19 protein-coding genes are annotated in these 25,946 nt (G+C 31.7%); 9 read left to right on the top strand and 10 right to left on the bottom strand.

Annotated elements, in window-relative coordinates; genetic code table 11:
• Positions 1–5 precede the first annotated feature (5 nt).
• The 6 genes from sprA to ABMY20_RS04190 all read left to right on the top strand — a co-directional run bounded on the left by sprA (position 6) and on the right by ABMY20_RS04190 (position 10,120).
• Complete coding sequence (gene sprA / locus ABMY20_RS04215) at positions 6–7,106, top strand: cell surface protein SprA (protein ID WP_349264714.1); 7,101 nt, start codon at positions 6–8, stop codon at positions 7,104–7,106.
• 26 nt (positions 7,107–7,132) lie between these two features.
• Positions 7,133–7,513 carry a glycine cleavage system protein GcvH gene (gcvH, locus tag ABMY20_RS04210; RefSeq protein WP_349264713.1) on the top strand — a complete coding sequence of 127 codons (381 nt, stop codon included), beginning with the start codon at positions 7,133–7,135 and terminating at the stop codon, positions 7,511–7,513.
• On the top strand, positions 7,479–7,862 hold the full coding sequence (locus ABMY20_RS04205; protein WP_349264712.1) for a VanZ family protein: 384 nt from the start codon (positions 7,479–7,481) through the stop codon (positions 7,860–7,862). The genes gcvH and ABMY20_RS04205 overlap by 35 nt, the downstream gene beginning before the upstream one ends.
• Before the next feature lie 56 nt (positions 7,863–7,918).
• On the top strand, positions 7,919–8,641 hold the full coding sequence (locus ABMY20_RS04200; RefSeq protein WP_047787899.1) for an energy transducer TonB: 723 nt from the start codon (positions 7,919–7,921) through the stop codon (positions 8,639–8,641).
• 584 nt (positions 8,642–9,225) lie between these two features.
• The gene (locus tag ABMY20_RS04195; RefSeq protein ID WP_349264711.1) at positions 9,226–9,489 is read left to right on the top strand and encodes an energy transducer TonB; all 264 of its coding nucleotides are present in this window, start codon (positions 9,226–9,228) and stop codon (positions 9,487–9,489) included.
• A 49-nt stretch (positions 9,490–9,538) separates the two neighbouring features.
• The gene (locus tag ABMY20_RS04190; protein ID WP_047787897.1) at positions 9,539–10,120 is read left to right on the top strand and encodes an acyltransferase; all 582 of its coding nucleotides are present in this window, start codon (positions 9,539–9,541) and stop codon (positions 10,118–10,120) included.
• A gap of 123 nt (positions 10,121–10,243) precedes the next feature.
• On the opposite strand, the gene ABMY20_RS04185 is transcribed toward ABMY20_RS04190, so the two are convergent.
• The 6 genes from ABMY20_RS04185 to ABMY20_RS04160 are packed head-to-tail and all read right to left on the bottom strand — an operon-like array spanning position 10,244 to position 17,216.
• On the bottom strand, positions 10,244–11,596 hold the full coding sequence (locus tag ABMY20_RS04185; RefSeq protein WP_349264710.1) for a mannosyltransferase: 1,353 nt from the start codon (positions 11,594–11,596) through the stop codon (positions 10,244–10,246).
• Positions 11,597–13,087: a cellulose synthase family protein gene (locus ABMY20_RS04180; protein WP_349264709.1), complete on the bottom strand. Its 1,491-nt coding sequence runs from the start codon at positions 13,085–13,087 to the stop codon at positions 11,597–11,599. It lies immediately after the preceding gene.
• Positions 13,087–13,779: a glycosyltransferase family 2 protein gene (locus tag ABMY20_RS04175; protein ID WP_047787894.1), complete on the bottom strand. Its 693-nt coding sequence runs from the start codon at positions 13,777–13,779 to the stop codon at positions 13,087–13,089. Before ABMY20_RS04175 ends, ABMY20_RS04180 begins: the two co-directional genes overlap by 1 nt.
• Positions 13,780–13,782: 3 nt before the next feature.
• On the bottom strand, positions 13,783–14,259 hold the full coding sequence (locus ABMY20_RS04170) for a hypothetical protein (protein ID WP_047787893.1): 477 nt from the start codon (positions 14,257–14,259) through the stop codon (positions 13,783–13,785).
• Positions 14,249–15,871, bottom strand: a complete 1,623-nt coding sequence (locus tag ABMY20_RS04165) for a 4Fe-4S dicluster domain-containing protein (RefSeq protein ID WP_047787892.1) — start codon at positions 15,869–15,871, stop codon at positions 14,249–14,251. Before ABMY20_RS04165 ends, ABMY20_RS04170 begins: the two co-directional genes overlap by 11 nt.
• Before the next feature lies 1 nt (position 15,872).
• Positions 15,873–17,216: an FAD-dependent oxidoreductase gene (locus ABMY20_RS04160; protein ID WP_349264708.1), complete on the bottom strand. Its 1,344-nt coding sequence runs from the start codon at positions 17,214–17,216 to the stop codon at positions 15,873–15,875.
• Between the two features lie 140 nt (positions 17,217–17,356).
• Between ABMY20_RS04160 and ABMY20_RS04155 the strand changes: the two genes are divergently transcribed.
• Genes ABMY20_RS04155 through ABMY20_RS04145 form a run of 3 tightly spaced genes read left to right on the top strand, consistent with a single transcriptional unit; the run spans position 17,357 to position 20,540 of the window.
• Positions 17,357–18,226, top strand: coding sequence for a transporter (locus tag ABMY20_RS04155; RefSeq protein ID WP_281980097.1), 870 nt, complete (start codon positions 17,357–17,359; stop codon positions 18,224–18,226).
• Positions 18,227–18,247: 21 nt separating this feature from the next.
• Entirely contained in the window at positions 18,248–19,258 is a 1,011-nt protein-coding gene (locus ABMY20_RS04150; protein WP_073182249.1) for a glycoside hydrolase, read from the top strand.
• Positions 19,242–20,540, top strand: a complete 1,299-nt coding sequence (locus ABMY20_RS04145) for a POTRA domain-containing protein (protein ID WP_349264707.1) — start codon at positions 19,242–19,244, stop codon at positions 20,538–20,540. The genes ABMY20_RS04150 and ABMY20_RS04145 overlap by 17 nt, the downstream gene beginning before the upstream one ends.
• A gap of 109 nt (positions 20,541–20,649) precedes the next feature.
• On the opposite strand, the gene ABMY20_RS04140 is transcribed toward ABMY20_RS04145, so the two are convergent.
• From ABMY20_RS04140 to ABMY20_RS04125, 4 genes are all read right to left on the bottom strand, one after another.
• Complete coding sequence (locus ABMY20_RS04140) at positions 20,650–22,743, bottom strand: S46 family peptidase (RefSeq protein ID WP_349264706.1); 2,094 nt, start codon at positions 22,741–22,743, stop codon at positions 20,650–20,652.
• A 90-nt stretch (positions 22,744–22,833) separates the two neighbouring features.
• On the bottom strand, positions 22,834–23,718 hold the full coding sequence (locus ABMY20_RS04135; RefSeq protein WP_167712784.1) for a sterol desaturase family protein: 885 nt from the start codon (positions 23,716–23,718) through the stop codon (positions 22,834–22,836).
• A gap of 34 nt (positions 23,719–23,752) precedes the next feature.
• Positions 23,753–24,589 (bottom strand): metallophosphoesterase family protein, encoded by an 837-nt coding sequence (locus tag ABMY20_RS04130; RefSeq protein WP_159611003.1) that lies wholly within the window; start codon positions 24,587–24,589, stop codon positions 23,753–23,755.
• The gene (locus ABMY20_RS04125; protein ID WP_159611001.1) at positions 24,565–25,914 is read right to left on the bottom strand and encodes a sodium:solute symporter; all 1,350 of its coding nucleotides are present in this window, start codon (positions 25,912–25,914) and stop codon (positions 24,565–24,567) included. The genes ABMY20_RS04130 and ABMY20_RS04125 overlap by 25 nt, the downstream gene beginning before the upstream one ends.
• Positions 25,915–25,946 lie beyond the last annotated feature (32 nt).

Raw genomic sequence — 25,946 nt, 5'->3', positions numbered from 1 at the left:
AAAGGTTGGAAAAAGCAGTTATTAATAGACTACTTACAGCACTTGCTATTTTAGTAAGTGTTGTTTCGTTTTCACAAAATACTCAAAAAAATAAGATAAGTAATGCTAAACAGGATACTGTTATTCCCCTTAAGTATAATTTTAAATATAACCAAAACGGAACACTTTATTTAAACAACCCTTCTCAAAAAGTAGTAACTTATGATAAGGCGTTGAATAAGTTTATGATTGTTGAAAAAATAGGAGATTACTATGTAGGTACCCCTATTTTTATGACACCTAAAGAGTATAATGAATACCGCTTAAAAAATGATTTAAAAGATTATTTTAAAGAAAAAGTAGACGCTACTAATCCTAAAAAGAAGGGCAGTGAGGCTGCTCGTAAAAACTTATTACCTAAATACTATGTAAATTCTAAGTTTTTCGAATCTGTTTTTGGAGGTAACACTGTTGAGGTAAACCCAACAGGACAAATAAATATTAAACTTGGAGGTGTATATCAAAACAATGAAAATCCTCAAATCTCTGTTGAAAATCAAAGCAGCTTTACATTTGATTTTGATCAACAAATTAGTGCGAGTTTACAAGCAAAAGTAGGTAAACGATTAACGGTAACGGCAAATTATGATACCCAATCTACTTTTGATTTTCAAAATATTATTAAATTAGAATATACTCCAACCGAAGATGATATTATTAGAAATATCGAGGCAGGTAATATTAGTATGCCAATTAAAAACTCACTTATTAATGGAGCACAATCGTTATTTGGGGTAAAAACAGAATTACAGTTTGGTAAAACATATGTTACAGCTGCATTCTCACAGCAAAATTCACAATCTAAAACAGTAGTTGCTGAAGGTGGAGCAACCATAGAACCATTTGAATTACGAGCATCTGACTATGATAATGACCGACATTTCTTTTTATCACAATATTTTAGAGAAAATTACAAAGAAGCTTTAGAGAATTACCCTTTAATTAACAGTCCTATAAATATTACTAGAGTTGAGGTTTGGGTAACTAATAGAAATCAAAACGTAACCGATTATCGTAGTATTGTAGCTTTTGCCGATTTAGGAGAATCTGATGATGCAAATGAAGTGAATCCAGCTGAAATAACAACAACACCTGGAGCTATATCAGTTAATTCTGAAATTATACCTTATAATGGAGTGAATAATTTAAGTTCTTTATTAACAGCAAATTCAGGTGGGATTAGAGATGTTGCAACTATTGATGCTGCAATTAATGGTATTGGTGTTCCAGCGAGACAAGGCTTTAACTATACATACTTACAAAATGCTCGTAAGTTACAACCTAATGAATTCAAACTACATCCACAGTTAGGGTTTATCTCGTTAAATAGACGATTAAATGACGGAGAAGTTTTAGCAGTAGCTTTTGAATATACTGTGGTAGGAGCCTCTAATAGTGAAACAGTTTTTAGAGTAGGAGAGTTTTCAAACGATGGAGTTGTTGCACCAGCAAACCTAGCAGTAAAATTATTACGTAGTGAAATTTTAAATACAGTTCGACCAGGAACAGCTACAGCAAATAGTCCCGGTGAGCCTTTTCCTACGTGGCGCTTAATGATGAAAAACGTATATGCTTTAGGAGCATTTCCATTACAACGTGAAGGTTTTCGTTTTGAGTTATTGTATCGTGATGATGAAACAGGAACCTTACAAAACACTTTACAAAATGCAGCAAATACAGCGTTAAAGAATGAACCATTATTAAGGTTGCTTAATTTAGATAAATTAGACCAAAGTGAATATGCAGTTACAAATGGAGATGGTTTTTTTGATTATGTAGAAGGAATTACGGTAAATTCTGAAAGAGGATACATTTTGTTTCCTGAACCAGAACCATTTGGTGAAGATTTATTACTGAAATTAACCAATCCAACAGATCAAACAAAATACGGTTTCGAAGAATTATATTTAACTACTAAAATTCAAGCTAAAAACGAGTATCAGAACTTAGATAAATTCTTCTTAAAAGGATATTTTAAATCAGAAACAAGTAGAGGGATCTCTTTGGGGGCTTTCAATGTTCCAAGAGGGTCAGTTCGCGTTACAGCTGGAGGAAGACAATTGGTTGAAGGGATAGATTATGTGGTAGATTATCAATTAGGTCGTGTGCAAATTTTAGACCCAGGTTTAGAAGCTTCAGGAATTCCAATTAACGCATCTGTAGAAAATAATACATTTTTTAATCAGCAACGAAAAACATTTATAGGAATTGATGTTGAACATCGTTTTTCTGAAGATTTTATTTTAGGGGGAACTTTTTTAAATGTTAGTGAAAAGCCAATTACACCTAAGGTAAATTTAGGAGGAGAGCCTATAGATAATATTATGTTAGGTTTGAACTTAGACTATTCTTCAGAAGTACCCTATTTAACAAAACTAGCAAACAAATTGCCTTTCGTTGAAACTGAAGCTCCGTCAAATGTTTCGGTTAGAGCTGACATGGCATATTTGTTACCAGGATCTCCTAGTGGAATTAATGTAGATGGTACTGCAACTTCATATTTAGATGATTTTGAAGCTTCACAAATACCAATTAACTTAAACTCACCACAGCAATGGTTTTTAGCGAGTACGCCAGAATCTCAAGGTTTTGATGGAGGAACTTTTGGTTTAGAGTATAATTACAAAAGAGGAAAATTAGCTTGGTATAATATAGATCAGTTATTCTACGGAAGTGGAAACAGACCAAGTAATATTGATGAGAATGAATTGTCTAGAGATGAGGTACGTCAAATTCGATATAATGAATTATTTCCTAACACAGATTTAGACATTACACAACAAAACTTAGTTAGAACCTTAGATTTAGCTTATTACCCTGCAGAAAGAGGACCATATAACTATAATGAAAATGCAAGCAGTGTAACAGCTGAAGAGCGCTGGGGTGGTATTATGAGAGCATTAACCACGAATAATTTTGAGCAAGCAAATGTTGAGTATATTCAATTTTGGTTAATGGATCCGTATGAAAACTATTCAATTACAACTGAAGAAGGTTTGCCTGCAGGAATTAACCCAAATGACCCAACAAATCAAGTAGGGAAATTATTTATAAACTTAGGTAATGTTTCTGAAGATATATTAAAAGATGGAAGAAAGCAATATGAAAATGGGCTCCCTGCCGATGGACAAAAAGCTGACGGAGGTAATATCCAAACTTCTATTTGGGGAGATACCCCTATAAATCCTTCTATTTTATATGCTTTTGACTCTAGTAATGATGCAAGAACGAATCAAGATATTGGTTTAGACGGTTTAAGTGATGAAGAAGAAAGAATAAAATTCCCTGCATTTGCTGGACTAGATGACCCAGCGGGAGATAATTTCCAGTTTTTTAGAGGAGGAGAAATAGAAAACACCAATCCATCAGTTTTATCCAGATATAAAAACTTTAACGGTACAGAAGGTAACTCACCAACAGCGAGTCAGTCAAACGAATCATATCCAACATCATCAACCACCTACCCAGATACAGAAGACATCAATAAGGATCAAACAATGAATCCTGTGAATAGCTATTTTGAGTATGAGGTTTCTCTAAATAAAACAGATTTAGTATTAGGTCAAAATAATATTATTGATGTAAAAACACAAAATGTAACACTTTTAAACGGAGCAACAAGAACCACTAAATGGTATCAATTTAGAATACCTGTTAGAAATGTTACCGATGCTCAAAAAATTAATGGAATTACTGATTTTAATAGCATTCGTTTTATACGAATGTTTTTAACGCAATTCAAAATGCCAGTAGTATTACGTTTTGGAGAATTAGAATTGGTAAGAGGAGATTGGAGACGTTATACAAAAACATTACCAGATACAAACACTCCTCCTGAGGATTTAGATTCAAATAAATTAAACAAGTTTGAAGTAGGAGTAGTTAGCATTGAACAAAATCAAGACCGTTATAAACTGCCACCAGGAATTCAAAGAGAACGTTTGCAAGGAACCAATAGAATTCAACGTCAAAACGAGCAATCTGTAACGTTAAAGGTAACTGACTTAGAAGCTGACGAGGTTAGAACTATTTATAAAAATATTAGTATTGATATGCGTAGGTATAAAAAGCTGCGTATGTTTTTACATGCTGAAAATCAAAATAGCGTTACAGGCGCAAATGATGATGAAATGGTAGCAATTATACGTTTAGGTACCGATTTAAACGATAACTATTACCAAGTAGAAAAGCCATTAAAAATATCTACATCAAACGCTTCATCTTTAGATGTTTGGCCTCAGGAAAATAATTTAGATATTCCATTAGAAGAGTTAGCTAACCTAAAAATTGAAAGACCAACAGGAAGCAATCTTACTGATGTGTATTCGTCGATAAGCTCTAATGGATTAAAAATTTCTGTGAGAGGAAACCCAACCTTAGCTCAAGTAAGAACGGTGATGTTAGGGGTTAAAAATACAGTTAGCGATAATAAAACTGTTGAAGTTTGGTTTAATGAATTACGTGCAGTAGGCTTTGATAACAAAGGAGGATGGGCAGCAGTTGTAAATGCAGATGCTAATATGGCTGATGTAATGGATGTCTCTTTAGCTGGAAGAATGTCAACCATAGGTTTTGGTAATGTAGAAGATCGTGTACAACAAAGAAGTATTGAAGAAATAAAACAATATAGTGTAGCTACCAATATTCAGTTAGGTAAAATGATGCCAAAAAAATGGAACATGCAAGTACCTATGAATTATAGTTATGGAGAAGAGTTTAGAGACCCAAAATACGATCCACAATTTCAAGATGTAGAATTAGAAGACGCAATTGATAAAAACCCAAATAGTAAAAATGCCCAAGACTATACAAGAAGAAAAAGCATTAGTTTCATTAATGTAAAAAAGAATAGAAACCCAGAAAGTAAGAAGAAACCTAAATTTTATGATGTAGAGAATTTTTCAGCCTCATATTCACATAGCGAGGAGTTTCATAAAGATTACAATATTGAAAGTTATGTAAACAAAAATGTAATGGCTGGTGCTAGTTATAATTTCACTTTTGTTCCTTTTAGTATAGAGCCATTTAAAAAATCAGAAGGATTTAAAAGTAGGTACTTACAATTTATAAAAGATTTAAACTTTAATCCAGTACCTAAAACAATAGCATTAAACTCAAGAATTAATAGAAACTATAACAGTCAACAGTCAAGAAACTTGATTATTGACCCAGTGAATCCTTTACCTGCTCAACCAGAACTCATACAAAGAAGATTTTTATTTAATTGGGATTATACAATCGGTTTCGACTTAACTAAGTCATTACAATTAAACTTTAATGCGACAAACAATTATATATACGATAGTTTTGGAGAAGATGAACAATTAGAAGTTTACGATCAATTTTTCAGTATAGGAAGACCAGATAATTACCATCAAAAGTTAAACACAACTTATAAATTACCATTAAATAAGTTCCCATTCTTGAATTTTATCAATGCAGATTACGGATATACAGCTGATTTTGATTGGAAAGCAGGTTCACAAAGTTATATTGAGCAAGTAGGAAACATGATTCAGAACGCCAATACACATAACTTAAACACAAACATAGATTTCGGTCGTTTTTATAAAATTGTTGGTGTAGATAAACTATTGTTAAAAGGAACAAAAAAGCAACCAACTCAAAAAGGAACAGCTACATTAGGAGGAAATCAAGTAGCCCAAAAGCCAAAGCTTAAAAAGAAAGCTACTTTTGGTCAAAAATTAGGAAAGGGAGTATATGATGTGTTAACATCGGTAAAAAGAGCAAAAATTAGTTACTCTCAAAATAATGGAACTTTACTACAAGGATATAAGCCTTCAGTTGGATTTTTAGGAAGAAATGGTTTTGATGGAGGCTTAGCTCCAACTTTAGGATTTGTATTTGGTAGTCAAACAGATATTTTAAATACAGCAATTGAAAATGGATGGTTAATTACTAGAAACGCTGGAGATGAGTATTACAGTAAGAATTACTCTAAAACAAGATATAAAAAACTAGATTATAATGTGTCTGTAAAACCTTTTAGAGATTTAACTATTGATTTACGAGGGAACAGAATTCAAACAAGTAACTTAACACAGCAGTTAGATGTTGTTTCAAATGGTAGTGGAGGTTTTGAGCAAGACCCGAATATAAAACCTTTTGAAACAGGTAATTATAGTGTTAGCCATTTTATGTTAGGAACTATTTTTACTGATAATGAAACATTATATCAAAACTTCTTAGATTATAGAAGCACTATTTCAAATAGACTATCGGCAGAAACAGGCTTGCCTAATACAGGTACAGCAGCGTATCAAACAAACGGACAGCAAGCAATGCTTCCAGCATTTATTGCTGCATATTCTGGTAATAGTCCGAATTCGGTAAGTACAGGAATCTTTAAAAATATTCCGATTCCTAACTGGACATTACGTTATAATGGTTTTATGAAATATAAATGGTTTAAGAAAAACTTTTCTTCGTTTACTCTATCACATGGTTACAAATCATCGTATACAATAGGTAACTATTCTAATAATTTACAGTATGATTCAAATAATAGAGAAACAAATACAAATACTTCTGGTAATTATCAACCAGAACTCTTAATTTCGTCCGCAACTTTAATTGATGAGTTTTCACCATTAATAAAAGTAGATTTTAGAATGAAGAATTCAGTTTCATTCAAAGGAGAGATAAGAAGAGACAGGTCTTTAACATTAAACTTTAATAATAATACTTTAACAGATGTTAAAGGAACAGAATATGTTTTAGGGTTTGGATACAAGATAAGAGATGTTAAATTTGTCACTAGATTTACAGGAAAAAAAGAAACTTTAAAAGGAGATATAAATTTAAGAGCTGATATATCGTTAAGAGATAACTTAACATTGATAAGAAGTGTAGATGAAGAAAATAGTCAGATTACAGGAGGGGAGAAATTATTTGGATTAAAATTTATTGCCGACTATAATTTAAGCAGCAATTTAACAGCATCTTTTTATTACAATCACCAAACATTTGAATATGCAGTTTCTACCACTTTTCCAAGACAATCTATTAATGCAGGAATTAATTTAGTATACAACTTAGGAAATTAAAACAAACACAATAAAAAATCATTACAATGAACATTCCATCAGAATTAAAGTACACCAAAGACCACGAGTGGGTTAAAGTAGAAAATAGTGTAGCAACTATTGGTATTACTGATTTTGCACAAGGAGAGTTAGGAGATATCGTATACGTTGACGTAGATACATTAGACGAGGAATTAGATGCTGAAGAAGTTTTCGGTTCTGTAGAAGCAGTAAAAACAGTTTCAGACCTTTTTATGCCTTTATCAGGAGAAGTAGTAGAGTTTAATGAAGCTTTAGAAGATGAACCAGAATTAGTAAACTCTGACCCTTATGGAAACGGGTGGATGATAAAAGTAAAATTATCTGACGATTCACAAGTAGCAGATTTATTAAGTGCTGAAGCATATCAAGAACTTATTAAAGGATAAACTAACCATAATAGCAATACTAATAACTTTAAGTATTGCTATTATTAGTTTAGTAAAAATAGAAAAAGCTCCTATACAAATTAACCATGTAGATAAGCTAGAACATACCTTTGCTTATTTCGTGTTAAGTTTGGTATGGTTGTTAGCTTTAAAAACAACAAAAATTAATAAATATATTACTGTTTTTTGTTGTTTTTTTTACGGCATAATTATTGAGGTTCTACAAGTTACAACAACGTCATATAGATCAGGAGAGGTTTTAGATATAATGGCAAACACGACGGGTATTTTAATAGCTTTCATAGTTTATAACTTTTTTTTAAGAAAAATAAAGCTATTTAAAGATTAAGCTTGTAAAAGTTGAAATAAATTAATTAAATTAGCGAACTATTAAAAACATTTAGGATGGAAATCAAGAAAAATCCAAAATCAAACTTAGAGAACTATAGTAAACTATTTATGCAAATAGGTTTGGTTTTAGCTTTATTTGTAACGTATGTTGCTATTGAGAATAAGACATATGATAAAGAGTATGGAGAGTTAGGTATGGCTAACATGGCTACTGATATTGAAGAAGAAACTATTGAGCTTCAAATAGAGCCACCAAAGCCAAAACCAAATACACCTCCACCACCAGCTCCTGAAAAAATTGAAGTAGTAGAAGACGAAGAAGAGATTGAAGAAACAGTTATCGAATCAACTGAAACTGATGAATCTGAAGCTGTAGAGGTAGAAGATATTCAAGAGGTTGAAGAGGTTGAAGAAGTGGTAGAAGATGTACCATTCGCTATTATTGAGGAAGTTCCTGTATTTCCTGGTTGTAGTGGAACAAAAGCTCAAAAGAAAGCATGTTTGAATAAAAAGTTACAGAAGCATATTCAACGTAACTTTAATGCAGAATTAGCAAATGAATTAGGTTTATCTCCAGGTAAGAAAAGAATTTATGTACAGTTTAAAATTGATAAGGACGGTACTATTACTAGTGTAGCGGCAAGAGCTCCTCATCCAAGATTAAAAAAAGAGGCAGAAAGAGTTGCTAAGAAAATACCTAAAATGAAACCAGGTAGACAAAGAGGTAGACCAGTAAGAGTAGGTTATACGTTACCTATTACATTTAATGTAGAGTAGTAGAAACTTACTAAAAGATAAAAAAAGACAATCCAAAACGGATTGTCTTTTTTTATTGGCACGTTTCTTGTTTTTAACATAGTATTAACATAAAAAACAAATACTATGAAAACACCTAAGAAGCATGCTAAAAAGCAATTAGAAAAATTTTCAACTATTTTTACACAATTAGGCTTAGTGCTAACTTTGTTTGTCGTTTTCTTGTTTTAGAGCACGAAACAGTTAAAGATACAGCGGTAGTTGAACCTACTAATGCACAAGATTATGAGAAAGTTTACACTTTTGACATTCCTGTTATTGTAAAAAGAGAAGTAAAAGAAATAGAAAAGCCAAATCAAGAGCGTGTAATTAAAGAAGTATTTAAACCAGAAGTAGTAGATAATAATACGGAAAACACCTCGGTAATAGATTTACCTGTTGATGATGGTTCTATAGATGTTGAAACACTAACTCAGGTAAAAGAAGAAGAGGTAGTTGATAAAGACGATGATCCAGTTTCAATTAAGAATGTCCAAAACACTCCAGTTTTTAAAGGTTGCGAAGGACTCTCAGAAGAAGAAAATATAAAATGTTTTGAAAGAAAAATGCAACAGCATATACAGCGTAATTTTAACTCAGAATTGGCGCAAGATGTAGGATTAAATTCTGGTAAATATAAAATATTGACACAGTTTGTTATTGATAAGTTAGGTAATGTTACGGATATTCAAATTAGGGCACCACATGCTAAATTAAAAAAGGAAACAAACAGAGTAGTAAATAAAATTCCAAAATTTACTCCAGGAAAACAGAATAATAAAGAAGTAAAAGTAAAATATACGCTACCAATTACTTTTAGAGTGGAATAAAAAGTAAAAACTCAGCCAACTGGTTGAGTTTTTTTTATTTTTGTTATATATGGATACAGATAAAATGTTTTTTGCACATGAGACAGCAGTTATTGATGATGGTTGTATAATTGGAGAAGGAACTAAAATATGGCACTTTAGCCATATTATGCCTAATTGTAACATTGGTAATAATTGTAATATTGGACAAAACGTAGTAGTGTCGCCTCAGGTTGTTTTAGGGAATAATGTAAAGGTTCAAAATAATGTTTCTATATATACGGGTGTTAGATGCGAAGATGATGTCTTTTTAGGACCCTCTATGGTTTTTACCAATGTAATTAATCCACGTAGCGCCATAAAAAGACAAGATCAGTATTTAGAAACAATTGTTAAAAAAGGAGCGAGTATAGGAGCAAATGCAACAATTGTATGCGGTAACAATATTGGAGAATACGCTTTTATAGGAGCAGGAGCAGTGGTAACTAAAGAAGTTAAACCTTATGCGTTAGTTGTAGGAAACCCATCAAAACAAATAGGGTGGATTAGTGAGTACGGACATCGGTTAAATTTTGATGATGAAGGTTTGGCTACTTGCCCAGAAAGTGGAGATAAATATATCTTGAAAAACAATGAGTTAAGAAAACTTTAAGTTAAAGTTTAAAAAAAGTGAAAAAACTTAAAAAAAATATTTGTGAAAAGAAAAATCTTATTTATATTTGAACAGTGGTTTTTAAACCACTTTCTTTTTCTTTTTCATAGCAATTTTTCCCACTCAATTTTGAGTGGGTTTTCTTTTTATAAAAACTTCCCAAATAAAGTAACTGTATAGAATAATGTATTCTAAAGTAATTAACCAAAGATTTTCTTTCCATGGAGAATTAGCATATGCCTGATAACTTAGAATAATAACTAAACTCCACAAAACAGCATAACGATATTGAGTAAATACAGATAAAATTAAAAGCGTTGCTATATACCAAGGATGCATTGTTGTTGTTGAAAAATAGTAGAACGACAAAGCAAATAGCATACTTAGAATTAATTGTTTTGTTGACTTGTTCTTTTTGAAAAAAGTAAGAATTAATAAAAAGCAAACGGTAAGAATAGGTATTATTTTACCAATAATGGCAATCTCATTATAGCCTCTAAATTGATAACCAATTTCTCTAGCTAAATAGTAAAAACTAGCATTAAACTCAAAGCTTCTAAACCATAAACCAACAGAGTTAGTATAGTTTGAAATTAACTCTGGAGAATAGAAAGGAAGAAAAAGTAACACAATTGTTAGAACTACAGTTCCGTAAAAAAATGCTAATTTTTGTAATCCTTTAAGGAGTGAAAAATCATTTTTTACAAACCATTGAAAAAATAAAGGTAAAAAGAGTAAAGGAATCAGTTTTACAGAAACTGAACAAGCCATTAGTATAGCTGCTAAAAACCACTTCTGTTTATGTAGTGTATAAATACTCCAAACCAGAAAGAATAACATAACAGGTTCAAAATGTAAGTTTCCAGTAAGTTCAATTATAATAAATGGGTTTAAAACCCATAGAAAAATGTTTTTAACGGGTAATTGTAATTTTTCTAAAAGCTTTTTTCCAAAGTATAAAATACCAATGTCAGCCAAGATAATAAGTGTTCGCATTACAATGACGCTCCCAATAATGCTGTTTTTAGCAAACAGAGCGGCTATTAAAAAGCATAACTGATTAATTGGGGGGTAATTGGTATAATGACTACCATTTAAGGCTCCCATTCCTTCATACAAATCCTTAGCTTGGTTAATAGGGTAGTTATGCTGCTCAATAAATGTTTGAGGTAATGATAAATAAGGATTTATTCCTTCTAAAATCATACGTCCATCCCAAATAAAACGATAGAAATCTTGAGATAGATTAGGAATAGCAAAAAAGAAAACCAATCGAAATAAGACCGAAATTCCAGCTAAATGAGCAAACGATAATTCTTTATCTCGTAAAAGAGCAAAATAACAAGTAAATAGGCTAATCCAGAGAAAAAGTAACTTGTTAAATTCGGTACGATCAATTGTATAAGCAAATAAAAAATAAAGAAGAACACTAACAAAGGTTAGTATAATTGAGCTATATTTTTTAAAAAAAGACATTTAAGCTTTTGAGAAAATCGATTTAAAAAAGACATATCCAAAACCAACAAATAACATTAAATGAAAAGGAAACAAACCAAAGTCTCCACCCTGATCACCAACAGTAAAAGCACTATACATACCAAAAGCAAAGTATAAAGCTAATAAACCTTCTATGATTACATGTAAAGAGGGTCTTTTACGAATATATTTATTGTTTTTCCAACTATCTTTTAACGACTTAATATTGAATTTAGGGGTTCTTACAAATTCACTTTTTTTACCTAAATGACCTTCTAAAACAGCAATTGTATTGTGTAAAGAGAAGCCCATGGCAATAGAGAAAAAAGCGAAAAAGGCGCCAATATATTTGATAAAATTCCAGAAACCTCCTCCGTAAGTCCTTTTATACATAAACCAGTAGCAGATAAAGAAAATAAAGGTGCTTACAATAAAAAAGCTCATGACTATAAAGTAAATTTTTAAATGAGCATATTCATTTTTAATATACAACATAGGTATACTTAAAACAGCTACTAAAAAGATACAAGTAAACATAGAGCTATTTAGTAAGTGTAGTGTTCCATGAAGTTTTGTTTTAAAGGGAATAGTAGAACTTGTAATAATTCTCTTCAACATTTTTTGAAAATTTTCTGCTCCTCCTTTGTTCCATCTAAATTGTTGTGAACGAGCAGCGCTAATAACTACAGGTAATTCAGCAGGAGTAACAACATTTTCTAAATATTTGAATTTCCAATTCTTTAATTGTGCACGGTAGCTTAAATCTAAGTCTTCTGTTAAAGTATCTCCCTCCCAGTTTCCAGCATCGTAAATACACTCTTTACGCCAAATACCTGCAGTACCATTAAAATTAATAAAATGTCCTTGGCTATTTCTGCCTACTTGTTCTAAAGTAAAATGAGCATCTAAAGCAAACGCTTGAATTTTTGTTAAAGTTGAATAATTTCTATTAATATGTCCCCAACGAGTTTGAACTACACCTATTTCAGGATCTTTAAAATACGGAACGGTTTCCAATAACCAATTTTCCTTAGGTAAGAAATCGGCGTCAAAAATAGCAATAAACTCACCTTTGGCCGTTTTAAGTCCTTCCTTTAGGGCGCCAGCCTTAAATCCTTGACGGTTTTCACGTCTAATATGTTGAATGTCTAAACCTGTTTTTTGAAGCTCTTTAATTTGTTTAGCTGTGCTCTCAATTGATTCATCGGTAGAATCATCTAATACTTGAATTTCTAACTTTTCGCGTGGATATTCTAATTGAGAAATGTTGTGTAATAAACGCTCCATTACATATAGCTCATTATATACAGGTAGCTGTATTGTTACATACGGAACTTTGTTAATGTCAGATAAATCTAATTTGGGTGTGCTTTCCCTTTTTTTCTGAGCTTTCAAATAGTTGATAAGCAGGTTTAACTGAGCTATAGCGTATAACAATATAAGTACTAATGATATAGTGTATAGCGTAATTATTATATATTCTAAAACCATTATTTAAAGCTATATTTAAAGATCCAACCTAAAATTTTTATGCCGGCTAATATACTACCTTTTACAGTTCCTGAAACCTTTGAAACGCCAATTCTATTTCTATATTTCATAGGAATTTCTGTATAAGTTAATTTTTGTTTCAAAGCCTTTAATTGCATTTCTACTGTCCAACCATACGTTTTGTCTTCCATGTTTAAAGCTAGTAGTTTATCATATTTTATTGCTCTGAAAGGACCTAAATCAGTGAATTTTGCACCAAAAAACAACTTCATTAAAGTAGTTGCTAGCCAATTACCAAAAACTTGTTGAGGAGTCATAGAACCCTTTTCACGTAGTCGTTGTACACGAGCACCAATTACAAAATCAATGTTATCATTCATTATTGGAGCAACAAGCTCAGTAAGTTGTTCAGGATAATCAGAATAATCTCCGTCTAAAAAAACAACGATATCTGGCTTTTCGTTTTTAATAGAAATATATTCCATCCCTTTCAAACAAGCATATCCGTAACCTTTTCTATTTTCAGAAAGTACTGTTGCTCCTGCGTTTTTAGCAATGGTTTCAGTATTATCTGTTGAATTGTTACTAATAACAATTACCTCGTCTACTATGGAAGGAATGTCATTGATTACATGGGCAATGGAATCTTGTTCGTTATATGCGGGGATGATAACTTTTATAAGTGGATTCATTAATTATTTTAAGTCGTTGAGATTGTTTTCTTTTGCAAAAGAAGACAAATTATTCCATTCTTTTAGCTTTAGTCCTTCTTTAAACTTTATAGCTTTTGTTACCTTATGTTTTTTGTATAATAAACAGTAACCGTTTTTTTTATTGTTTTTGATTTGACATTTTTGATAAATACCTCCTTTATTATTGTAAAAGACCCACCATTTGTTTGGTAATCCATTAATAAAATGTCCTTCCTTTTTTTTAAAAGAGTTTTCATAATAAAAATGCCAATACTTAACAGGAAGGTTATTTTTAAAACTTCCTTCTTTTTTAATGTTTCCATTTTTGTAATAAAAAATCCAATAATCGGTTTTTTTATTATTTTCAAGCCAGCCTTCTTCTTTTAGTGTTCCTTCTTCATAAAATGATTTATGATATGTTTTTTGCCCAACTAAAGAGAAAGTAATAAAAAAGCATAGTATGAAAACATTATTTTTCATTTACCAATTTCATTAAATCAACATCGTTACCTAATAAAACCTCTGTTGGGTTGATACGTCCTTTTTCCGGACCATTTTCCAACTTCAATACTCCTCTAGGGCATACTGCCGAACAAATACCACAACCAACACAACTTGCACGCACTATATTTTCTCCTTTTTGGGCATATGCACGTACATCAATACCTTGTTCACAATACGTAGAACAATTTCCACAAGAAATACATTGTCCGCCATTGGTAGTAATTCTAAATCGAGATTTAAAACGTTGTACAATTCCTAAATAAGCGGCTAACGGACAACCGAAACGACACCAAACACGGTTTCCAAAAATTGGATAAAACCCGGTACCAATAACTCCTGCAAACCAAGCTCCTATTAAAAAGCTGTAGGTGTCTTTTATCCATTGAGAGTTGATTCCAAGGAAAGATTGTGCACCAGTAAAGTAACAGTATAACGTTACAACGGTCATTATTAACGAGAACACCAAAACACTATGTATTAACCAGCGCTCTAGTTTCCATGCATTCATACTTTTGTTAGAATGCTGACGGTATGGATCACCTAAAGTTTCAGCTAAACCACCACAACCACAAACCCAAGAGCAATACCATCTTTTTCCGAAGAAATATACCATTACAGGAACAATGATAAGCGTAAGTACAATACCCCAAACTAAAATAAATAAACCAATAGCTCCGCTATTTCTCAAGCTATCTAAATTCCATTCAAAAAAGAAATCATAATCTAACGGAAAAGCATTTTTAAAATCATATCCAGGCATATTTAAACTGGTCATGATTTCTGGAATAAGGAAGGCAAATACAATCTGAAAAAATAAAACAGAAGTTGTTCTTATAACTTGGTATTTGTTGTGTCTATACTTTATATACATTCTCACTCCCATTGTAAGCATAATCACACAGTATAAAAAACCGTATACAAACCACTGGCTTGCCTCACCGCCGTTTAAAAATTTACTGATAGGGTCTAATATAAAAGTCCAGTTAACCACATAATCAGGAAAAAAATAAAGCAACAAGTAAAAAACAACTAAGTAAATTAAAACTAACCAAGCTATCCATCCTCGATTTGTACTAGCTTCTAAATAAATACCATTATTCTTTATTCCTTTTGGACCAAGTAAAATAAAATTAGGAAGTATAAATAACAGTGCTCCCAAAATACCTAAACCAAAAGTGAGTAACCATAGCAAACTTGAGTTGTTTCTAACAAAACCATTTCCAGCTTTTTTAGCTAACTCATAACTCAAGGTATGGGGTTTCCCATAAATTAAATATTGGTATTGTTCACCTTTTTTATCCCAATTTTTTTCAGCGTCGTATTTAGCAATTAGAGTATTATAATGATTGTTAGATGCTTCATAAGCATTTCTAACCCGACTAGAAAATTCAAAAATATTAAAGCTTTCATCGGTAACAATAGCTTTACTGAGTTCCTCTTTTATGATTTCGCTTTTATATCCTTTTTCAGTAATAAATGAATCTAGTTCTGATTGATTTAAATTAAAAGAACCCGTAAAAATTACTCCTGAAAAAATGATTAACCCTATTAAGAATAGAAGTAGACCTGTTTGTTTTATTATTTTCATCCTAAACTCTGCTGAAAATTCGCTTCCAGCTTTTCTTTTTTAATTGAATATTGGTGTTGTTTTCTTTGTTGAATTTTGCTACAATTTCTGATTCGTGAAGTTTATAGAATTCTGGGTCGAAGTTTGCATCTGCTAAATGTTCTAAAGTATAAGTTACAGACTGCTTTTCATTCAAAATTTTGTCAAAAAACTCATGACGCATTCGTATCCCTAATGTATTTATACCAAGGAATTCTTGCGTGTTTTTATCATAGTTAATTCGAATACATTTTTTACCACTTTCGTGCTCCCAGTAAAAATGAGCTTCATTTTCTTTAGGTTGCGGCCATACCCAACCATAAGTTTGGTATTCAATATCAATAAATTTTGCTGAGTTAAACCAGTGCCCTGGTTTGTATTGAATTCGATTGCCACAAATAGTTTGTGCAACAGTTTCTCCCATCATTCTACCAGTGTACCAAACAGCTTCAATAGGACGACGTAAACCAATTGCTTCATGTTGTTCTGCACAATCTCCAATTGCATACACATCTTTGATATTGGTTTCTAAAAAACGATTGACTTTAACTCCTCTACCAAGTTCAATTTTCGAATCTTTTAAAAAGTCAATATTAGGAGAAACACCAGCAGTCAAACCAACAACATTACAAGGTATTTCTTCACCAGTCTCTTCAATAATTACAGATGTAACTTGCCCGTTTTTATCTGACCTTATCTCCTTCAAGTTTACACCTAAGCGTAAATCGATATGATTTTCTATAATTTCACGATTTATCATGGCAGATTCTCCCTTGGGTAACACTTTGTCCCAAAAACTATTTTCACGAACTAAAAAGGTAACAGGGATATTTCTGCTATGAAGCATTTCGGCAAGTTCAATTCCAATTAAACCTCCACCAACAATAACAGCTCTTTTACATATTTTGTTGTTTGGAGCATATTGTTCAAGAGCCTCTAAATCTTGTTTATGATACATTCCCATAACACCTTTTAAGTTTTGTCCAGGCCAACCAAACTTGTTAGGTTTAGAACCAGTGGCTATAATTAACTTATCGTAAGACAGTTTTTCTCCAGTGCTAAAGGCTATTTCTTTTTCTGATGAATGTACTTTTGAAACAAAACCTTTTTTGAGATTGATTCTGTTTTTTTTCCAAAACCAAGATTCGTAAGGTTGTGTATGTTCAAATTTCATGTGTCCCATGTACACATACATTAAAGCTGTTCTTGAAAAGAACTCATCAGTTTCAGAAGAAATAAGGGTAATTTTTTTGTCTGATAATTTTCTGATATGCCTTGCGGCTGTAACTCCAGAAATTCCATTACCAATAATAACAACGTGCTCCATAAATGTTGATTTGCTGTTTAGGTCGTTGCTAAAGTTAAGAACTTAATAAAGGAATTGAATTTAGAATGATTTTAAATAAAAGAGCTTTGTAAGAGAAGTTTTTTTTAAGCGACTTAAGATCTATATAAAAAATTAACCTTATGAAACGACAATTAGCAAGCCTTACAGTTTTACTGTTTTTTGTAGTGCAACTTTCAAATGCTCAAGATGATAAAGCAGAAAAATCAAATATTCAAACATATACACCATCTAAGCTTTTAAATAATGGTCAGTGGGATATTAAATGGTTTAATAACCTATATACTGAAACAAAATTTGCAGATGCAGATGGTAACACCAAATCGAAAGCAAGAGAGAATTACTTTACTTCAACGTTGGAAGCTTTCACTGGAATTTCTAAAAATAACCGTATTAACGTAGGAGCAATTGTAGAGTTTCGTTCCAACACAATAGGAGGGCGTCAAGCATTATCAGTATTTAGTTTAGAAGATAACCCAAATTCTGAAAGAAAAGGAATTACATCAATTGCACCAGCTATTAAGTTTCAACCATTAAAAAATGTAGGAAACTTTTCCGTTCAATCAGCAATACATATTCCTTTGGTGAGTAATGAAACAGAAAATGGTGTCTTTTTAGATCAAACAGCATGGACTTTTCAGAATCGATTTTTTTACGATTATACTTTTTCTAGTGGAAAATGGCAGTTATTTACAGAGTTAAATACGGAGTACAATTTTGGTGATGAGGATAGCTTTGCGAACAATACTTTTTTGTTAACTCCTGGTGTTTTCTTTAGTTATTTTCCCAACGAAAAGTCTACCGTATTAGTGTTTTCTCAACATTCACAAAGATTTGGAGATTTTACACAAGATTATACAGCTTTAGGTTTGGGAGGAAAATATCAATTAACCAGTGTTTTAAACTTGGAGGTTTTGTACAGTAACTTTGTTAGAGGAAACAACAATGGGCTAGGACAAAGTTTTAATGTAGGATTAAGGGCATTATTTTAAAAATAGTAAATTAGAGGAGTAATGAAAACTCTAAAACTCCTTTTTATAATAAGTTGTGTTTTTTTGGTAAGCTCTTGTACGAGCCAATCAAAAAAGATAAACGGTGTTAGTTTTGTTGCTTCTTCAAAGAAGATAACAAGTAAACATATTAATGATGTAAAAAAGGTATCAGCAAATTATGTAACGTTGATGCCTTTTGCTTTTGTTAAAAGCTTGTCTTCTCCAAATGTAATTTATGACTCCAAAAAGCAATGGTTTGGAGAGACAAAAGAAGGTGTAAAACAATATGCCAAAGAGTTTCAACAAAGTAAAATAAAGATTATGTTGAAACCACAAATTTGGGTTTGGAATGGGGTGTATACAGGAACTATAAAAATGAAATCTGAAGATGAATGGAGAGAGTTAGAACAATCGTATGAAGATTTTATCCTCGTTTTTGCCAAAGTAGCAGAAGAAATTAATGCAGAAATTTTTTGTATTGGAACAGAATTGGAGCAGTTTGTAATAAACAGACCAGAATACTGGAAAAAACTCATTAAAAAAATTAGAAAGGTATACTCTGGAAAATTGACCTATGCAGCAAATTGGGACGAATTTAAGCGAGTAGACTTTTGGGAGGATTTAGACTTTATAGGAATTGATGCTTATTTTCCGTTAAGTGATCAAAAATCCCCCACTCTTAAAGATTTTGAAAAAGGTTGGCAACCTCACAAAAATGAAATTATTCAGGTTCAAAGTAAGTTTAATAAGCCTGTTTTATTTACCGAGTATGGGTACAGAAGTGTAAATTTTACGGGTAAAGAGCCATGGAAATCAGATAGAATAGAAGGAGATATCAATTTAGAAAACCAACAAAAAGCATTACAAGCTTTGTATAATCAATTTTGGAAAGAAGATTGGTTTGCTGGTGGTTTTGTTTGGAAATGGTTTCATAATCATAAAGAAGTTGGAGGGGAAGATAACAATAGGTTTACACCTCAAAACAAACCAGCAGAATTGACTATAAAAAAGATGTATGAAAATAGTAAATGAAAAATATAAAAATAAGTATCTATTTTTCTTGAAGACAATAATTCTTGCAACATTTTGGTTGTCTGTAAACTGTTATTCACAAGAAAAAAGTATAGAAAAAATTACTTTTTCAGGAGCTAAAAAAACGAAAGCACATGTTTTAAAGAAAATACTGAAATCAAAAGAAAATAAAGTGCTTGATTCAATGGTATTAAAAGAAGATATGATTCGTTTGAAGCGCTTACCAGCAATTTCTAATGCGTATTTTAAAGCATCATGTTCTGAGGGTAAATGTAATGTTGTTGTAACTGTAGAAGAGAACTTTACAATAATTCCAGAAGTTAATTTTCACAAAACGATCAATCAAAAATTAGCCTACAGAATAGGAGTGGGTGAGTATAACTTTTTGGGAAGGAACATGACCTTAGGTGCGTTTTACCAATACAATGGTTTTGATTCTTATGGAATTAACTTTAGGGCTCCTACGTTATTTTCAGCAAAATGGGGAGTGTCATTAAGTCATCAAAACTGGACGAGTGAAGAACCACTTTATTTTGGTAGTGAATCAGCCAATTATAAGTATCAGAATATCTCTTATGAAGCTTTGGCTTTATACCAACACAATTTTAAAAATCAGTTTCAATTTGGAATTAATTTTTTTGAGGAAAAGTATAATTATTTAAGAGGAAGTACTTCATCGGATGTTCCTACTGAGTTAAATGTAGATAAAAAGCTACTGAAGCTAATTTATGTTTTTGATAATCTAGATTATAATTATCAATACATTAACGGAATAAAAAATGAGTTTCATGGACAGTATGTAACTTCTGAAAATGAATATCAGAATGATTTTTTAATTTTTTGGAATGACTTTTTTTACTTTAAAAGAATAGGTGAAAAAGGAAATTGGGCAAACAGATTGCGTTTTGGTTTGTCATCTAATGATGATACTCCATTTGCTCCATTTGCTTTAGATAATAATTTGAATTTACGAGGAGTTGGTATTTTAGTTGATCGAGGTACTGGAAGTATTGTTTGGAATACCGAATATAGGCATACGCTGTATGAAAAAAAATGGTTTGTTATTCAAAGTAATGTGTTTGTAGACGCTGGAACATGGCGTAATCCAGGAGGAAGTTTTAATGATTTTATCAATAGAGATAATATGAAAGTTTATTCAGGTATAGGTTTACGTTTCATTAATAAAAAAATATTTAATGCAATTTTTAGAATTGATTATGGGCATGGGCTTACAAAGAATGGATCAAAAGGATTTGTGTTTGGTATAGGTCAATATTTTTAATCACAGATAGCCTAGAGTTCAATCTCAAAAGGCTTGTTTATTTATATAAAAAAACGAGGTATGTATTTTACAACCTCGCTTTTATATTATTCTTATGTAGAAAAATGTTTTATTTTTTCTTTGGGTGTACTAACTTCATTTCTTTAATTAAGTGTTTTGCTCCTGCATATTTATCAACAATAAATAATACATAGCGAACATCAACCATAATATTTCTACAAATTTCAGGATCGTAATTCATATCACTCATCGTTCCTTCCCATACACGGTCGAAGTTTAAACCAATTAAGTTTCCATGTGCATCAATAGCAGGACTACCAGAGTTACCACCTGTGGTATGATTGGTTCCTAAGAAACAAACAGGAACTTTTCCGTTTTTATCAGTGTATTGTCCAAAATCCTTAGCGTCGTATAAATCGCGTAACTTTTGAGGAACGTCAAATTCATAATCACCAGGAACGTATTTTTCAATAACACCATCTAAATAACTTACAGGATTGTAGTACACAGCATCTCTAGGAGAGTATCCACGAACTTGACCGTAAGTAACACGTAAAGTGCTATTAGCATCAGGAAAATAGCGTGCATTTGGTAATGCTTCCATTAATGCTTTCATGTATGTTTTTTGTAACGCTGTAATTGGCTGATTTTTCTGTTGAAACTCAGGATTGATTTTTGTGTAAAACTCTTCAATCATAGGCTTAGCATATTGGTAAGCAGCATCTTTGTTTAAGTTTTTTACCACCTTTTTAGCGTCTCCTTCTAATAATTGTAAAGCTTTATTTAAATCAGTAAAATTTGTTTTGTCATAAATAGAAGCATCTACATTAGTAGGATTGTATAAAGGCATTACATTTTTAAACACTCCTTTATCAACATTTATATCAAAGTTTTTATGAATTCCTTTAATTCGATTTATCAAAGAAGTTCTAGCTTCTTCAAACTTTTCAGGTTTATTTAAAGCTACTTGTTCTAACTGATACGCTCTAAAAGTCATTTGCATCAACTCGTTGGTAACTAAGAAAACTTCAATAAAGTTTCTTCTTTTAATATTAATATCAGCAAAGTCTGTATATAATTTTTCAAACTCAGGAAGAATATTTCCGTAGGTTTTTTCTAATCCTTTTTCTTTTAATGCTTTTTTGAAAGTAGCTTCAAAAGCTTGACGCTCTGCGATAGCATTACTCTTTTTAATTCCTAGATTTTCACCAATCCATTTTTTCCAAGCATTTGCAATACGTGCTTGTTTTGAAGCATATTTAATACGAACAGCATCACTAGCTTTCATTTGTGCATCAATTTCTTTTAATGCAGCTTCACGAATAGCAATGTTACTCGGATTAAACTCTTGTGTAATATGTTTAATAGCAACAGCGGGTAAATATTCATTAGTACGACCTGGGAAACCAAAAACCATAGTAAAATCACCTTCTTCAATTCCATCTAAAGAAACTGGTAAAAAGTGCTTTGGTTTGTAAGGAACGTTGTCTTTGCTGTATTTAGCAGGACGATTGTTTTTATCAGCATAAATTCTGAATAATGAAAAATCTCCTGTATGACGAGGGAAAACCCAGTTATCGGTATCACTACCAAATTTTCCAATACTACTTGGTGGTGCACCTACTAAACGAACGTCTTCAAATTTTTCTGTAACAAATAAGAAATATTGATTGCCTTTGTAAAATGGCTTTATTTTAACACCTTGCCATGTTTCTTTTTGTACTGTTTTTTGAATTTCGTTGATGTTTTTATCAATAGTCGATTGTTTTTCACGTTCAGTCATAGTATCAGTAACCCCATTCAATGCTTTGGTAGTTACATCATCAATACGAATAATAAATTCAACATATAGCCCTTTATTAGGTAATTCTTCTTTTTTATTCATCGCCCAAAAACCATCTTTTAGGTAATCATTTTCTAAAGAAGAGTGTGATTGAATTTGCCCAAAACCACAGTGGTGATTGGTTAAAATTAATCCTTCAGGAGAAATCACTTCGCTAGTACAACCTCCGTTAAAATGCCCAATAGCATCTTTTAAACTTGAGTTATTTACATCATAAATGTCTTTAGCGGTAAGTTTACTTCCTAAAGAGGTCATTTCTTGTTCATTCATTCCTTCTAAAAGAGAAGGAATCCACATACCTCCTTGCTGTGCAGTAACTTGAACGACAATAAATAAGAATAGAATTTTTATATACTTCATCTGTTTATTTTTAAAAAGCTAAAGATACAAATTGGCAGCAAAACAGCTAATTGAAAGTATTAAGTAATAGGTTAAAAAAGACTTAAAATGTTATTTTTTTCCTATTGGATATATTTCTTGGTGAATAAAGTCTTTAGGGAATTTTTCATCCCCGTCAAAACCTAATTCAATATCACGCCCATTGTAAGGAATGTAGTCAGTTTTAAAAATGTAATCCCATATGCTTAGCGTAATTCCAAAGTTTACTCCCATTTTTCTGCCTTCAGGAAGCTCTTTTGCATGATGCCAAATATGCATTTTTGGATTGTTCAGAATATATTTTAACCAACCGTAATCCCAGTTAATATTGGCATGATTAAGATGACCAATAGTAATGTTGAAAAAATGAACAATAGCAACGTCTTGTGCTGTAAATCCGCCCATAATAGCAAGAGGAATATACTTCATAGAGTTATATACTACGGGTTCCATCCAATGGTAACGTAAGTGGGCAGCAAACCCCATTTGTTTTACGGAATGGTGCACTTTATGAAAGTTCCATAAAAATTCATATCGATGTAATAATGTATGAGTGAACCACTGTACAAAATCAATACTAATAAAAAATACTAAGAGTCTCGCCCAATAAGGAAATGTGTTGATGTCGAATAATTGAAAATTAGCAACCGATAATCCAACCAAACCTAAAATATCATTAAAAAACTGCTCTGCTGTATTTGATAAGGCAATAAGAACGATGAGGTTTAGTAAAAAGAAATTGAAAAACATGTAAAAAGTATCCAGCCAAAAATCTTTACGAAATAAAGGTTGGTTTTTGCGCCAAGGAAAGATAATTTCTAATCCCCAAACAATAAGAGAAATTATAATTAAACCATAAAAATAATTTTCCCATTGAATTTCAAACAAAACAGATTGTTTTAAGTAGTTCCAATAACCAGTGTAGGAGTTTTTTACGATTTCTAGGTATCTTTCCATAGGAGCTATAAATTTCAGCAATAAAAATAATGAATTAATGATTTATAATTTTAAATAAATCTCGTCCTTTCCATAGTCGTTCTTCTTGGGGCAAAATTTCCATATTGTCCCAAAAACCTGTAAGTAATGTTTGTGCATAAGCAGGAGGTAGCTGTTGTTCAGTCATTAATGTATTTGCTTTTTTATAATTATAAGAAAGAGTATGAAAAGAGTATGAAAAACCATTAGTGTCATTTAAAATGGCATACCAAACATGTGGTTTTGCATTGTTAGCAGGCATGCCAATAACTCCCGGGTTTAACCAAAGAAGCGAGTCTTTTTCATCTGTAAAAGGAAGTCCGGAATGTCCAGCAACAATTACATCGCAATTAGTTTCATTGAATGATGAAATTTTATTTTTCCATGGAGTAGATTTAAAAATAAATTCAGAAATATAATGGTATGAACCATGTACCATGAAAATCTTTTTATTTGCATAAGTAAAAGAGATATAATTGGGTAGGGTTTGCATCCAATTAATTGAAGCTTCCGAAAGTTGGTTTTGAGCAAAAGGATACCACGCTTTTGAAAAAACATCACAACGAGAACCTTCTGTAAAATCACAACCACAATTAACCTCTCTATTTCGTAACTGTTGTTCTACATTTCCAATAATACTATGTGCTCCCCAGTTTATAAAGGTTTGTACTGTTTCTTCTGGTTGTGCACAATAGCCAACAATATCACCTGTGCAAAAACAGTTTTCAGGTGCTATATTTTCCTTTTCAGCGACTTTAATTAAAGCTTCTAAAGCTTGTAGATTACTGTAAATACCCCCAAACAAAAGTACTTTTCCTTTAACGGTATTTATGTATGTTGTTTTTGTATCCATAACGGAATTAAATAAAGAGTAAAACAAAGAATACTTCCCCAAACATTGCTCCAAAGTAAATTGGCATACTTGCCAGAAGTAAAAATTAACAAAGAAGGAAAGGCATCAAAAACTAATAAAAATCCAATGATAATACCAGTGCCTACAGATAAGTAGTAACTAATTTTAGGAGGTTTTAACTTCCATAATATAAAAACTGGAGCTAGTCCAATAACCATAGTACCGCTAATAGTGGTTGCTGATAAAATTGAAGCGTTTAAGAACACAGGAAGAGTTCCTATAATAGCAATGAGTAGCATTATTATTCTACCAAATGAAACAGAGGGGTTAATGTTTAAATCAATAGCAAAAAGCTTAGCTGTTGATGAAAATGTAGAATCTAAGGTAGATGCAGCTGAGGTAATCATAATAAAATTAACAACTAATAACATTCCAACACCTAAGGTTTTACTAAAAGCAACAGCTGCTTGACCATTAAGGCCATTGATTTTTCCAAAGATACCTACAAAACTAAATAAAACAATACATAAAAACCCAATAACAGTAGCCCAAAGAAAGCTTTTTAGGGTTGTTTTCGGATTACTTATAAAACCACGATCGGTTAACACTGGGTCGTGAAAAGGATAGCTAAACGATTGTAAAAAAGCAGCGATAGCTAAGTTTCCTCCTAAAGCCATCGTCCACTTACCAGAATTTGAAACGGTTTCGTAATTTATACCTTTAGTAGAGTAAATATTCCAAAGAATAATTGCCAAAAGTACAGAGAAAAATAACATTTGAATTGCATCGGTAAAAATACTACTACTCAAACCTCCTTTTAAAGCGTAAGTCAAGGTTAAAAGTGTAAAAACCACAATAGAAGTGTAGTATGAAGAGCTACCTACAGCTCCAAAATAAGAACCAATAACCATGGTGTTTGACCAAACTTCGTTAAATAGTCTAATGAGAATTAAAATTGAAAATACAAGAATAGCGGTATTACCAAATCGAATACCTAAAAAGTCATGAATGCTTTTAAAACCTCCTTTGGTACGTAGTTGATATATAATTATTCCAGCAACGGCAAACGAAAGGTAATACAGTGCATACGCAACCCCTCCTACAAGTCCAAACTGTAAGCCTAAATTAGCGGCATTGGTAATACTTTTAGCAAAAATCCAAGAGATGACTAAGCTACCTGTGAGTAATAATGTATTAGGTGCTTTTTTATTGTGTGTAGCTTTAAAGAAAGTTTGATTGGTTTGGGCAAAAGGTGCTAATATTAAAAATACTAAGCTGGTACTAAGTAGCAAACCCCATTGCCAAATGTATATTATTTCTTTCATTGGTTGTACATGTTCTGAGAAAATTTTAATTT

Source organism: Tenacibaculum sp. SSH1-16 (assembly GCF_040104435.1).
In the GTDB taxonomy this organism is placed as follows: domain Bacteria; phylum Bacteroidota; class Bacteroidia; order Flavobacteriales; family Flavobacteriaceae; genus Polaribacter; species Polaribacter mesophilus.
Note: the sequence above shows the minus strand (reverse complement) of the source record. Positions and strands in the feature narration are given on the sequence as shown.